A 13,643-nucleotide genomic window follows, 5' to 3' on the forward strand; every position below is an offset into this window, starting at 1 on the left:
GCCTGGGGACCGGGCGCGGGAGCAGGTGTTATATTGGTTCGTAACCCCTGTTTCCCGGCCCGGTCCAACAGCGGATCAAATGATCCTTGGGCACACTATCAAAACATTACATTCTGTAGCTGGCACCGATGAAGAACTGACGCCCGGTTTGGGTGACATTCCACAAGCGGCCGCCAATATTTGGCGAGACCAGCGCAACAATCGGCTCATCGGTCAGGTTAATCCCTTCAATAGAAATTTTCAGGCTTTCTGACACATTGTAGCTCGCCGAGAAATCAACATGGGTGGTGGCATCCACATAGCGCTCTTTGTTCGGATCACTCTGGAATGACGTGGTAAACTCGCTGCGTTTCGCCATCGAAATACGCGCACTGAACAAGTCATTTTCCCAGTAAACCGTAAAGTTAGACGATTTGTCTGACTGACCGGTGAGATTCACGTCGGCATCAACAAAAGTCATGTTTGCCAGCACACCAAAGTTTTTCACCCATTCAGGTCCAGGCAGGAAGTCCAGTTTTTGTTGGTACTGCACTTCGTAACCGTCGAGCTTGCCACCGCCGCCATTAACCGGCCGACGCACTTCAAAGTCGGCATTATTCACGATATCCGCCTGACCACCCAGTACGCTGTCTGGTAAGCCAATTTGCTGCCAGTTAAGCGTACTGGTTTCATTGGTCGGGAACGACTCAATGTCCTTAATGAAGTAGGCGAAAGACAGTAACGCGCCTTCATCAAAGTAGTACTCGGCAGACAGGTCGTAGTTGGTAGCGCGGAACGGTTCGATGAACGGGTTACCATAGCTAACACCCAGGTTGAACGGGTCTACACTGCCGCCCGGCGACAATGTGCTCAGGCCAGGGCGAGACATCACATCGGCATAAGAGGCACGTAATACCACGTCTTCGGTGAGATCGAGTGCCAGGTTAACCGAGGGCAGCGTATCGCTGTAATCGTTTTTAACCGTGGTTGGGTCACCGTTTACCAGGCCAGTCGATTCAACATCGGTTGTCGCATAGCGCACACCGGCGTTACCACGCAGGTCCATATCGCCAACCGGGAAGAAGAAGTCAGCCTGAATAAAGTAACTCATGTTTTCTTCGCCAACCGCGTAGGTATCACCACCTCGAGGGGCATAGCTCCAGCCACCACTGGCAAGGAATTGCGGCAGCTGCGCGTTATCGGCCATAAAGAATGACTGACCGCCGGCACTTACCACATTACCATCGGCAGCGGTTACCACGTTGCTGATGCCAAAGGCGACGTTATCCACGGTACCATCGGCGGCATCTGCATTGGCAAAAGTGCCGTCTGCCCGAGAACCGGCAATTTCGTACATGTAATCTTTGTAGGTAACACCACCTTTCAGCGTTACTGAATCATTCAGGATATAAGCAAAATCAAGGCGTGCGTTGTCGTAGCTGGATTCTGCATCATATAAACGGTCGCGGTACTCTGACAATTCCCAGTTAGCGGGGTTAGCGGTATCAAAACTGTAGCCAATGGTCGGACTCATGGGGCTGCTGTAATCAAAGGTTACCGCAGAGCTGCTTTCGGCATAATCGAGCATGCGGCGCGAGTCATTTTCACTGAAGTGCTCATATATAATGGTGGTTTCACGATTATCCAGTACCGACTCAGAAGTCCCTGCTAACAGATGCAGTTTTAGATCGTCGTTAATATGATGCTCAACATCCACACTGAACTGGGTAAATTCAGACTCCCAGTTGGATTCAAAGTTTTCCGAGCGGATATCCACATCGTGAGCGGTAGCCGCCACAATGCTGTCGTTACCGTCAATGGTGTAGTCGGTCAGGTAAGTCTGACCAACACCTAAAGAGTTTGTCCGCGCCAAAGAGATGGCCTGCATAAATGGTTCAAGACGCTGAGCTTCAACTTTTGCGTATAAGGCATCTACTGTAACAGTAGTATCCTCGGTAGGCGCAAACTGCAGTGAGGCGGTCAGACCGGTGCGGTCCAGGTCGTGACTTTTATCGGCAAAACGCGGAAACCGCGGGTGCCAGTAACTGCTCAGGTCTTCACTTTGAGTGCCCAGGCAGGACTCGTCCGTACAGAAATTGTCATCTTCCCAGCGGCCGGTGTCAGCGCCAATATTGCTGACTAACTGCGAAGAAAACGACGCAGAGACCAAAAAGCCAAACGTGCGATCTTCATTCGTGTAGCTGGTCAGAGCCGACAGTCGGGGATCGGTTTCTTCAGACTGGTCGTTATAAGTGCCCTGTACGTTAATGGCAGTCACATTGTTTTTAAAATCAAATGGACGGCCGGTGGTCAAATCGACAGTGGCGCCCAGAGTACCCTCTTCTATTTCAGCAGAAGAGGTTTTATGTACGGTTAACTGACTGAATAACTCAGAAGCAAAAACGTTAAAATCGAATGCCCGGCTTTTACGCACGCCGCCAGGACCGGCTGACAGTGACTGCGCCTGCATGCCATTAAGCTGCACACGGGTAAAGCTTGAGTTCAGACCACGAACGGTTATTTCACGCCCCTGACCGGCATCACGGCTGATAGCGATGCCCGGGATACGTTGTAACGATTCGGCCAGGTTCTGATCAGGGAAGTCGGCAATATCTTCAGCGAGAATAGTGTCGACCGCGCCGGCTGATGCGCGTTTGGTGATCAGGGCTTTTTGCAGGCTGTCTGCAAAGCTCGAGGCGCGAACCTCAATAATTTCAACATCATTGTCTTGCGCTTCCTGGGCCTGCACCAGGGCAGGCGTTAGTAAAGCACAGGCTACCGCCAGACTTAATGGGGCTTTGTTAAAACTCTTGGCAAATTTCATTCGTGGCTTCCTCACGTTTTTTATTAACCTGTTCCGCAGTGCATTCTTTCCGTCAGTGTCTGCTGAACATGTTGTGTGCATGGGTACGTATTCTGTTAAACCTGTTGTTATTATGTGTATTGGTTAACAAGCGCTTAACAATATAGATATAAATGCTACCGGTGGCAACTGCCGTTCACAAAATTTTCGATAATTCGTTGCTTTTGTCATTTATGTTCCATATTAGAAACATTGAGTGGTTAGTTTACCTGGCCTGTAGGCTAGTGTTTTTATACTAAAGATTAACTACTTAGGTGATTTTTTGCGGCTTTTTATAGCACTATTTTCTGCATTTGTTATTGTGTTTACATGTTGACAACATTAGTGAAATTACTAAAATGCTACCGGTAGCATAATTTATTTACATTTTTTCAACAGGGGTCGAAAATGATAGGAAAGGTGATTAGGACAATGCTGGTAACACTGCTGTTGGTAACAGCCACCGTATCAGCGCAAACTGACACGCTGGATAACACCAAGCCTTGGTATCAACGCATGGTGGAATCAGAAATGGTTCGTTTCCCACAAGCCTGGATGATGGACTGGGATAAAGAGCCCACCTGGGACTATGTGCACGGGTTAAACCTGTTGGGGTTTGCCCGGGTCTATGAAAAAACCGGCGACAAGCGGTATTTCGATTACCTTAAAGGTTACTACGACCAGCTCATCGATGAGCAGGGAAATATCGCTACCTATAAAGCAGAAAAGTTTAATATCGATATGCTCAATGCCGGTAAGGTTCTGTTTTTCTTATATGACCAAACCGGTGATGAGAAATATATGCTCGCGGCAGACAAACTGCGCGCTCAGCTGAATGAACATCCGCGTACCAGCGAAGGCGGGTTTTGGCATAAAAAACGTTATCCCAGTCAGATGTGGCTCGATGGCCTGTACATGGGCGCCCCATTTTATGCTGAGTACATTATGCGCGCCAGAAATCCAGAGCAGCTCGACGACGTATTTTTACAGTTCGAGTTAATTGAAAAACACCTGTATGACCCGGAAACTGGTTTGCCCCGCCATGGTTGGGATGAGTCACGGGATCAAAAATGGTCCGACAAAAACACGGGTTTATCACCTCATCACTGGTCACGAGCGCTTGGCTGGTATGCCATGGCAATGGTAGATGTAATGGACGTCGTGCCGGCTCAAAATTCAAAAAGAGCCTGGATGGCGGCCCGCTTTGAGAAATTTATGTCGCAGGTAGTGAAATATCAGGATGCCACCGGCACCTGGTATCAGGTTACCGATTTGGGAGATCGCGAAGGCAACTACCTGGAAGCTTCCGGTACGGCGATGCTGACGTATGCCATGGCACGTGGCGTTAACCTGGGAGTATTACCTGAGACTTACCGCGCTCACGCTGAACGAGGCTTTGCCGGGCTGGTGGATCAAATGATTTCTGTAGATCCGGCAACCAATGTGATTAGCCTTAATCAGGTATGTGCGGTAGCCGGACTAGGTGGTAACCCCTATCGCGACGGCAGTTTCGAGTATTACATGAGCGAGCCTATTCGCCCGAATGATGCCAAAGGCGTGGGTCCTTTCATTCTGGCAGCGCTGGAACTGGGTAGATAACCAATGCGCACTATTGCCCGGCTCTGTGCACTTACGCTGCCCCTGTGTATTCTTGCAGGGTGCAGCGGGCAGCAAAATGCTACGTCGCTGCAAAGCGACGATAACCGGTTGCACATCAGCGACCTGGGCAATGGTTTTTATAAAAACCCTATACTGCATATTGATTATTCCGATCCGGATGTGGTGGCAGTAGACGGTAACTATTATATGACGGCGTCGAGTTTTAATGCTTCGCCGGGGTTACCGGTGCTGCATTCAACGGATTTAGTTAACTGGACACTGATCAACTATGCCCTGCCTCAACAAGTACCCGAAGCCCATTACGATAAGCCTCAGCACGGCAATGGCGTATGGGCCCCCAACTTTCGCCATCATAACGGCAAGTACTGGATTTTTTATCCCGATCCGGATTTTGGTATTTATGTTGTGACGGCCGAGGATCCGGCCGGCACCTGGAGTGAACCACGGCTTATTCTGCCGGGCAAAGGCATAATCGACCCAACGCCGCTGTGGGACGCAAACGGTAAGGCTTATTTGTTACACGCCTGGGCGAAAAGCCGGGCCGGATTCAACAACCTACTGAGCCTGCATGAAATGGCGCCTGACACGTCCTGGGTAAACCCGGAGTACACAACCATTGTGGATGGCCATCAGCTACCGGGATACCGAACCCTTGAGGGGCCAAAGTTTTATCAGCGCAATGGCTATTACTACATTTTCGCACCGGCAGGCGGCGTGGAAACAGGCTGGCAAACAGTATTTCGGGCGCGGAATATTTTCGGCCCTTATGAACATAAAACGGTGATGGCCCAGGGCAATACGTTAATAAACGGCCCGCATCAGGGAAGTTGGGTGAACACCCGTAGCGGCGAAGACTGGTTTATTCACTTTCAATCCCGCAAGGCTTATGGTCGTATCGTTCATTTACAGCCGGTAACCTGGGTGAATAACTGGCCGGTGATTGGTAAGGACAGCGATGGCGATGGTATCGGTGAGCCGGTTTATACCTATCGTAAACCGGTTAGCACAGCGCCTGGCCGCATCATGCAGCAGCCAACCAACGATGAATTTACCGATAAAAAGGTGGGTCTTCAGTGGCAGTGGAATGGCAACTTCAAACCACACTGGCTGAAAGTTAATGAAGGCCAGCTTATTCTGAAGGCCATGCCGAAAGTACCGGACACCGGAAATAACTTATGGATGACACCTAATCTGATGCTGCAAAAACTGCCGGCACAGACATTTCAGGTTCGCAGCAAACTGATGGTACCCACAGCAAAAGCGGATATTGAAACCGGCTTACTGCTGTTTGGCGAAGATTACGCCTGGATTGGCATCAAAACCATTAATAACGCACCGCATCTGGTCTACGTGCAATGCCGTGGTGCCCGTAAAGGGTGTAACGAGAGCGTTCACGACTACGGTGAAGTAGAGCATGAGAGTATAGAGCTCAGGTACATTCTGGCCTCTGATGCTACGGCGGTATTTGCTTATCGTTACCACGACGGCGATGTCTATACCGTTGTTGGCGAACAATTTAAGGCCCGTCGGGGACGATGGGTGGGGGCGAAAACCGGGGTCTTTGCCGTGGGTGAGCCCGGCACCGAAGCGCGTTATAACTATGTCCGCTTTCTCCCTATGCTCAGAGAGGTTTGGTAGTGAAGTATCAGCGGCTTATTGCAATGGTATTGAGTCTGCTTTTGTCAGGCTCACTGGTAGGTAAGGATATCATCGTCGATGACAGTTATTCTCCGGGGGAGCGCTACGCCCGTTACAAGCCTGAACATCCTGAACTTGAATGGCCCCTGCAGACCTTCAGGGCAGGTCAGAGCATTGCCTTTGAAAGACCTTATAAGCGCCTGGCCAGACGCGACCTTCATGCGGATGTCTTTTATCCGTCGGTAGAAAATCAAAACGGTCAGGCAATCGTGTTGGTGCACGGCGGCGGCTGGCGCTCCGGGAATAAATCACACTTTTATCCTCTGGCGCATTTGCTGGCCCAGCGTGGCTATGTGGTGATGACGCCGGAATACCGACTGTCCGTTGAAGCGCCCTATCCGGCGGGTATGATAGATATTAATGATGCTATCAGCTGGTTACGGGAACGGGCTGAAGACTTCTCGATTAACCCGGACAAAATTGCCATTGGTGGTGGCTCTTCCGGTGGTCAGATGGCTGCTCTGGCCGGGCATGCAGCGCAAAGCGGAAAATATCATTCACAGCCGGCACAAAATACTACGGTTAACGCCGTGATAGACCTGGACGGCGTGCTCGACTTCACCACGGAGCTGGCCCTGCAGTTTGAAAATAAAAAGCAGCATAACTCGGCTGCGGCGTTATGGTTGGGCGGCACCTATGAGGAGCTGCCACAGATTTGGGCAGAGGCTTCGGCAACGCACTCTCTGCATCGGCAGTCACCCCCAACGCTTATCATCAGCAGCGGCCAGCCAAGGTTTACTGCTGGCCATGCCGAAATAACCGCCTACCTGAAAAAGCATCATATTATTCATCAGTACATTGAGCTGGATAAAACCATTCATACCTTTTGGTTATTTGAACCTTATTTAAGTAAAACCGCGCAATGGATTGATACCTTTTTACAGCGAGTTCAAAAACAAGGAGAACAGCAGTGACATTGTCTTTAACCCGCAGAAATCTGTTAAAACTGGTTGGTCAGGGCTCAGCTGCCGCTGGCATGGTAAGTTTAAGTGGTTGTACAGGCGCTGTGCAGTCTGACGGAGCCTTTGCCTGGAGCGATCAGGCTAAGGCCATCCGCTCCCGGATAGTGCCCCCCAGCTTTCCCGACACCACGCTGAGCATTGCCGAATTTGGTGCCAAGCTAGGTAAAGGGCACAATGTCGGCCCGCAAATTAAACAGGCCATTGAGCAGGTTGCTGCTGCCGGCGGCGGTAAGGTAGTGGTGCCACCGGGTGAGTTTTACACCGGGCCTGTCCACCTGTTGTCGAATATCAATTTGCATATTGAAGAAGGTGCCACACTGCACTTTATTCCCGATCCTGAACTGTATAAGCCTTATGTGTTTACCCGCTGGGAAGGCACAGAGCTGATGGGCTATTCGCCGCTGATTTATGCGTTTGAACAAACTAATGTGGCCGTTACCGGCAAAGGTACCCTGGAAGGTGGCGGCAGTCCGCAGCACTGGTGGCCCTGGAAAGGTAAGTGGAAAGCAGCGAAGTGGGGCGACGATCCGGTGGAAAACCAGAAATTCACTCGCGATGTGCTGCGCCAGATGGGCGAAGACAATGTGCCGGTAAGCGAACGGGTATTCGAGGAAAATTACCTGCGCCCACCGTTTATCCAGCCGTATCGTTGTAAAAATGTGCTGATTGAAGGCGTTACCATTAAAAACTCGCCCTTCTGGCTGGTTAATCCGGTGCTATGTGAAAATGTGACGGTGCGGGCAGTGCATTGCGACAGTCACGGTCCTAACTCCGATGGTTGCGACCCGGAAAGTTGTAAAGATGTGCTGATTGAAGATTGCCTGTTTAACACCGGCGATGACTGCATTGCGATCAAATCCGGTCGTAACGGCGATGGCCGGCGGGTGGCAACGCCTTGTGAAAACATCCTGATCAATGAGTGCAAAATGGCGGCCGGTCATGGTGGTGTGGTGATTGGCAGTGAAATTTCTGGTGGGGTGCGCAACTTGTATGCCCAGCATTGCGAAATGAGCAGTCCGGACCTTGACCGTGGCATCCGCATAAAAACTAACTCTATTCGCGGTGGTCACCTGCAAAACCTGAATTACCGCTATCTGCGCATAGGTAAGGTGAAGGATGCCATTGTGATTAACTTCTATTACGAGGAAGGGGATGTGGGTCAGTTTATGCCTAAACTGGAAGCCATAACCATTGATAACCTACACGTAGTGGAAGCCAAACGGGCGTTTATGATGCGTGGTTATCCACATACGCCGATTACCGGAGTGACGTTAAAAAACATTACCTTCGAATCAGTCGATAAGCCGTCGGTGATTGAAAACGTTGCAGACGTTACTCAGCAAAATATAACGGTGAATGGCAAGCCCTATGCGATTTGATTTATGCAAAGGCGTGATCATAGCGCTGGCTATCCTGCTGAGCTGCGGGTGCGCTGGTACTGACACTCAGCAGCAGACTGACTTCGCGGTGAACGCACGGGTTAGCAACACGAGTCCGGGGAATATGGTTGCCGATGGACCTGAAATAGTAACCTACTCCACTATTCAGGCGGCGGTAGATGCCGCGCCGAAGGGCGTAGCTGGCTGGACAATTTTTATTGCGCCCGGTACCTATCATGAACGGGTAGTGATTGGGCAGGCGGGTATTCGCCTGATTGGCAGTGGTCAGGCTAATACCCGGATCACTTTCAACCGCTATGCAGGGCAGTCGGTTGAGCCGGGCAGTGAAGAAACCTGGGGAACATTTCGCACCGCTGTGGTGGAGGTGGTGGCAACGGATGTGAGTCTGTTCGATTTGACCATTGAAAATACTTACGATTACCCGGCGGATGACAGATTGCCCAAGGGCCATCCGGATAAAGTACGAGGTACCCAGGCCGTCGCGCTTAAGATTGCCGAGAATGCCGATCGAACGGTATTGCAACGTGTTGCGCTGCTCGGGTATCAGGATACTCTGTATGTGCAGGGAGGGAGAACTTACGTTACCGACAGTGAAATTCGCGGCCATGTGGACTTCATTTTTGGCAACGGTAACGCTTTATTTGAATCAGTAGACATTGTCTCTCGCCCCAGGGCGCATCCGATGACCTATACCGGCTACCTGACGGCACCCAGTACACTGCTCGACCAGGATTACGGGTTTACCTTTATTAACTGCCGTTTGTTGCGTGAGCTGGATGTGCCGGATAACTCGGTTCCGTTAGGGCGCCCCTGGCATCCCACTACCACCTTTGCCGATGGCCGCTATGCGAATCCTTTCGCGGTAGGCAAGTCGACGTTTATCGAGACTTTTATGGACGCTCATATTGCGGATGTTGGCTGGGGTTCGATGGGCGGTACGGCAAAAGACGGCAGTCGCAAACGGTTTGATCCCATTGCTGATGCCCGGTTTAGCGAGTCCGGAAGCTATGGACCCGGTGCGGTTATCAGTGATGCCCGCCCGCAGATCAGCCTCAGCAAGCTGGCGGACTATGAAAAGCACCTCATTCTGGGCAACTGGCAACCATCATTGTTGCCGTTGAGTCGTTACCAGGCGCTTATTGACTAGCGATTGCCAGCCAGGCAATCGCCCTTCCCCTTCTTAATCTGTAATATCTGAAAAAAATTTCACTTTTTTTTTAACATAGCCCTTGAGTTTATCCGGGTACTCCCCCATTTATCCACGCAGACAAGATTTTACGGCCCTTACAGGCCAATTAGGTAAAGGCTGCATGAACAATCATGCATCCCAACAACACTTAAATTGAATAGTTGAATTATTCAGGAGATTTGAAAATGGCAATTCGTCCTTTACACGATCGCGTTATCGTCAAGCGCGCAGAGCAAGAAAGCAAATCTGCTGGCGGTATCGTATTGACCGGTTCTGCGGCAGAAAAATCGACTCGCGGTGAAGTTATCGCTGTGGGCAACGGTCGCATTCTGGAGAATGGCGAAGTGAAAGCATTAGACGTAAAAGTCGGTGACACCGTTATTTTCAACGACGGTTACGGCGTAAAAACCGAGAAGCTGGACGATCAGGAAGTACTGATCATGAGCGAAAGCGACATTCTGGCAATCGTAGAATAAGAACCGTTTTAACCGAATTAAGAGGAATTAATCATGGCAGCTAAAGAAGTACGTTTTGGTGATGACGCCCGCACAAAAATGCTGAAAGGCGTTAACGTTCTGGCCAACGCAGTAAAAGTAACCTTAGGTCCTAAAGGTCGTAACGTTGTTTTAGACAAGTCGTTCGGCGCGCCTACCATCACTAAAGATGGTGTATCTGTAGCCAAAGAAATCGAGCTGGAAGACAAGTTCGAGAACATGGGCGCACAGATGGTTAAAGAAGTGGCGTCTAAAGCAAACGACGAAGCGGGTGACGGTACTACTACTGCTACCGTACTGGCTCAGTCTATTGTTACTGAAGGCTTAAAATCAGTTGCAGCGGGTATGAACCCGATGGACCTGAAGCGCGGTATCGACAAAGCGGTACTGGCAGCAGTTGAAGAACTGAAAGCGCTGTCTACTGACTGTGCAGACAGCAAAGCCATTGCTCAGGTAGGTACTATCTCTGCAAACTCTGATTCAGAAGTTGGCGACATCATTGCACAAGCAATGGAAAAAGTGGGTAAAGAAGGTGTTATCACCGTTGAAGAAGGTCAGGCTCTGCAAAACGAGCTGGACGTGGTTGAAGGTATGCAATTCGACCGTGGTTACCTGTCTCCATACTTCATCAACAATCAGGAAAGCGGTGCCGTTGAACTGGACAGCCCTTACATCCTGTTAGTAGATAAGAAAATCTCTAACATCCGTGAATTACTGCCTACGCTGGAAGCGGTAGCAAAAGGCGGCAAGCCTCTGCTTATCATCGCTGAAGATGTAGAAGGCGAAGCGCTGGCCACTCTGGTTGTTAACAACATGCGCGGTATCGTTAAAGTAGCGGCTGTTAAAGCACCTGGTTTCGGTGACCGTCGTAAAGCGATGCTGCAAGACATCGCTATTCTGACTGGCGGTACGGTTATCTCTGAAGAGATTGGTCTGGAGCTGGAAAAAGTTCAGCTGGAAGACTTAGGTACTGCTAAGCGTGTTGTTATCAACAAAGACAACACTACCGTGGTAGACGGTGCTGGCGAAGAAGCTGCTATTTCTGCACGTTGTGACCAAATCCGTGGTCAGGTAGCAGACTCTACTTCTGACTACGACAAAGAAAAACTGCAAGAGCGTCTGGCTAAACTGTCTGGCGGTGTAGCAGTAATCAAAGTTGGCGCAGCCACTGAAGTAGAAATGAAAGAGAAGAAAGACCGTGTAGAAGATGCGTTGCATGCAACTCGCGCTGCGGTTGAAGAAGGCGTAGTACCTGGTGGTGGTGTTGCTCTGGTTCGTGCGGCCGCTAAACTGGCTGACCTGACTGGCGACAACGAAGACCAGACTCACGGTATCAAGCTGGCTCTGCGCGCGATGGAAGCGCCACTGCGTCAAATCTCTATCAACTCTGGTGCAGAAGCGTCAGTGGTTGTTAACGAGATTAAGAACGGTTCTGGTAACTACGGTTACAATGCGGGCAACGACACTTACGGCGACATGCTGGAAATGGGTATCCTTGACCCAACTAAAGTAACTCGTTCTGCGCTGCAGTTTGCTTCATCAATCGCTTCACTGATGATTACTACTGAAGCTATGATTGCTGAAATGCCTAAAGACGACGCGCCTGCAATGCCTGATATGGGCGGCATGGGCGGAATGGGCGGCATGGGCGGCATGATGTAAGCCATCCATAAGCTAATCGCTTATTAAGAAAGGCACTCTTCGGAGTGCCTTTCTGGTTTTTAGGCCACATACTCAGGCTGTTAACTATTCGCCAATAACATAATCAGCTTTGCCGCCTTCGCCAGAAGTAAAATACCCGGTTTGTCCCTCTAGCGCTTTAGTCGTATCGCACTCAATAATGGTAAAGTGGCTGGATGCAATACCTTGTTGAAATGAGCCAGTGTGACTTATCACCAATCGACATGCCTGATTATCAATTACGCCGTCAATGTATTCAAAACCACTGAAACTAGCATTACCGGCAGCATCATAATGCATGTGATAAAAAACCTCGCTGGTTCCGGTTAGTTCACCGGTATAGTGCTGTCTTACTTTTGCTATATTGAGTTTACTGCCCTGCTCAAAGGTTTTTTCAGAAGTCTCTTGCCAGTCGGTTATCGAAAACATGCCTCGTAATGTCATGTAAACCTCTTTGTTATATATCCTGTTTGATTTTGCAGGTTACCATTACCGGTGCCTCTGGTATTGTAAAAACACGTCAGCCAAGCTTTTGTGAGAGCCATTGATTTGCAGTACAGTCATCATCGCGCATCAGGCGTTATGCACCATAGCGACAGTCAAAAACACTACCGCTTGCGCCGTTATGTGCCTGATACTCGACTGGTGAACCTTGTTGAACAGTACTGGTTAGTAAACTGGCAACTGAAAAACGGTCGGGAGCATATTCAAAGGAATTTGCCTGATCCTAACTTTCACTTAACGTTCGATCGCCAGGGGGTAAGACTTATTGGGCCGGTGAGCAAAGTGTATCAATATCCGATGGTTGCCAGTGGTTTTGTGATTGGCGTTAAATTTAACCCTGGTTCACTCAACGTGTTGTTAGAAAGTCCATCAAGCGATTATGTCGATAAGGAACTCTCTGCCAGCAAATATTTCGGGTCAGACGTGACTGACATTTTTGCAGTGGGTGCTGAGGCCCTGACTGACGAAAGGATTGTATCGACATTAAACAAGTTCTTAGGCCGCTTTGTAGAGCCGGTTACGGCACAACAAACGCAGGTAGCAAGGCTGCTGGAATGCATAAAAAATAGCAGTGAGATTTATACCGTTGCGCAACTGGCGCAGCGCGCTGACATTTCGGTAAGGACGTTACAGCGATTATTTAATCAATATATTGGACTGTCGCCAAAATGGCTGTTGCGTAAACACCGCTTGCGAGAAGCACTTGCAGAGCTTGAAATAAACAAACTGACCATGATTGAGCTGGCCACTCAGCTTGAATATGCTGATCAGTCGCACCTGATCAGAGATTTCAAAGATATGATTGGGATGTCACCAGCGCAGTACCTGACAAGAGAGATAGTCTCTATAAGCAGCGAAAGTCAACAGCGATGAACGTCAATACAGTTGGCATTGACTGAGATACTTGAGGAACCGAGGTCTCCAAACGTCAGATCCTTGATATGGTTTTGAAAAGTGGAAAGCTAACAATCCCGGTAATTACAAGATGAAAAAAATCGGGCCGCTGCGTATCGTTTACCGTAAGTTTGCTACCTAAATTGACTCTGCAGAAAAACCTCTAAACGTTTTTTACAGCGTAGTGTTACCGATAGTCAGTGTCTAATAAAAGGTAATTCAGTAGGTGGTATTGAATTTCCTTTCTAGTCGTCATCATACTTTGATGTTTCGTCGTTTTTAACTGCAACGAAACGGGTTTATTGTTAAAGATGAAGATTAATAATGTTGATTTTTTGTTGACTGACTGGGTAGAGGAATGAAGAAAGTATCGTCGAAATG

The 13,643-nt window shown here is 49.4% G+C and carries 10 protein-coding genes; 8 read left to right on the top strand and 2 right to left on the bottom strand.

Annotation, left to right across the window (positions count from 1 at the left end):
- Window positions 1-106: 106 nt before the first annotated feature.
- The gene (locus AC27IB_RS03405; protein ID WP_487118925.1) at window positions 107-2,803 is read right to left on the bottom strand and encodes a TonB-dependent receptor; all 2,697 of its coding nucleotides are present in this window, start codon (window positions 2,801-2,803) and stop codon (window positions 107-109) included.
- A 450-nt stretch (window positions 2,804-3,253) separates the two neighbouring features.
- Here AC27IB_RS03405 and AC27IB_RS03410 point away from each other — a divergent pair, with 450 nt between their 5' ends.
- The 7 genes from AC27IB_RS03410 to groL all read left to right on the top strand — a co-directional run bounded on the left by AC27IB_RS03410 (window position 3,254) and on the right by groL (window position 11,846).
- Window positions 3,254-4,420, top strand: a complete 1,167-nt coding sequence (locus tag AC27IB_RS03410) for a glycoside hydrolase family 88/105 protein (RefSeq protein ID WP_487118927.1) — start codon at window positions 3,254-3,256, stop codon at window positions 4,418-4,420.
- A 3-nt stretch (window positions 4,421-4,423) separates the two neighbouring features.
- Window positions 4,424-6,079 (top strand): glycoside hydrolase family 43 protein, encoded by a 1,656-nt coding sequence (locus AC27IB_RS03415; protein WP_487118929.1) that lies wholly within the window; start codon window positions 4,424-4,426, stop codon window positions 6,077-6,079.
- Window positions 6,079-7,053 carry an alpha/beta fold hydrolase gene (locus tag AC27IB_RS03420; protein WP_487118931.1) on the top strand — a complete coding sequence of 325 codons (975 nt, stop codon included), beginning with the start codon at window positions 6,079-6,081 and terminating at the stop codon, window positions 7,051-7,053. The genes AC27IB_RS03415 and AC27IB_RS03420 overlap by 1 nt, the downstream gene beginning before the upstream one ends.
- Window positions 7,054-7,115: 62 nt before the next feature.
- Window positions 7,116-8,480: a glycoside hydrolase family 28 protein gene (locus tag AC27IB_RS03425; protein ID WP_487119007.1), complete on the top strand. Its 1,365-nt coding sequence runs from the start codon at window positions 7,116-7,118 to the stop codon at window positions 8,478-8,480.
- Window positions 8,470-9,648, top strand: coding sequence for a pectinesterase family protein (locus tag AC27IB_RS03430; RefSeq protein WP_487118933.1), 1,179 nt, complete (start codon window positions 8,470-8,472; stop codon window positions 9,646-9,648). Before AC27IB_RS03425 ends, AC27IB_RS03430 begins: the two co-directional genes overlap by 11 nt.
- A 227-nt stretch (window positions 9,649-9,875) precedes the next feature.
- On the top strand, window positions 9,876-10,166 hold the full coding sequence (locus tag AC27IB_RS03435; RefSeq protein ID WP_070175315.1) for a co-chaperone GroES: 291 nt from the start codon (window positions 9,876-9,878) through the stop codon (window positions 10,164-10,166).
- Window positions 10,167-10,199: 33 nt separating this feature from the next.
- Window positions 10,200-11,846, top strand: a complete 1,647-nt coding sequence (groL, locus tag AC27IB_RS03440) for a chaperonin GroEL (RefSeq protein ID WP_487118935.1) — start codon at window positions 10,200-10,202, stop codon at window positions 11,844-11,846.
- Window positions 11,847-11,930: 84 nt separating this feature from the next.
- Here groL and AC27IB_RS03445 read toward each other — a convergent pair whose 3' ends face one another.
- Entirely contained in the window at window positions 11,931-12,308 is a 378-nt protein-coding gene (locus AC27IB_RS03445) for a DUF3224 domain-containing protein (RefSeq protein WP_487118937.1), read from the bottom strand.
- A 90-nt stretch (window positions 12,309-12,398) separates the two neighbouring features.
- On the opposite strand from AC27IB_RS03445, the gene AC27IB_RS03450 reads away from it, so the two are divergent.
- Window positions 12,399-13,241, top strand: coding sequence for a helix-turn-helix domain-containing protein (locus AC27IB_RS03450; RefSeq protein ID WP_487118939.1), 843 nt, complete (start codon window positions 12,399-12,401; stop codon window positions 13,239-13,241).
- Window positions 13,242-13,643: the final 402 nt, after the last annotated feature.

Source organism: Alteromonas sp. 4NH20-0104 (assembly GCF_057547795.1).

Excerpts from the sequence above, each read along its gene's own strand:
- AC27IB_RS03405 (WP_487118925.1), bottom strand. The coding sequence starts at position 2,803 with ATGAAATTTGCCAAGAGTTTTAACAAAGCCCCATTAAGTCTGGCGGTA.
- AC27IB_RS03410 (WP_487118927.1), top strand. The coding sequence starts at position 3,254 with ATGCTGGTAACACTGCTGTTGGTAACAGCCACCGTATCAGCGCAAACT.
- AC27IB_RS03415 (WP_487118929.1), top strand. The coding sequence starts at position 4,424 with ATGCGCACTATTGCCCGGCTCTGTGCACTTACGCTGCCCCTGTGTATT.
- AC27IB_RS03425 (WP_487119007.1), top strand. The coding sequence starts at position 7,116 with ATGGTAAGTTTAAGTGGTTGTACAGGCGCTGTGCAGTCTGACGGAGCC.
- AC27IB_RS03430 (WP_487118933.1), top strand. The coding sequence starts at position 8,470 with ATGCGATTTGATTTATGCAAAGGCGTGATCATAGCGCTGGCTATCCTG.
- AC27IB_RS03435 (WP_070175315.1), top strand. The coding sequence starts at position 9,876 with ATGGCAATTCGTCCTTTACACGATCGCGTTATCGTCAAGCGCGCAGAG.
- groL (WP_487118935.1), top strand. The coding sequence starts at position 10,200 with ATGGCAGCTAAAGAAGTACGTTTTGGTGATGACGCCCGCACAAAAATG.
- AC27IB_RS03445 (WP_487118937.1), bottom strand. The coding sequence starts at position 12,308 with ATGACATTACGAGGCATGTTTTCGATAACCGACTGGCAAGAGACTTCT.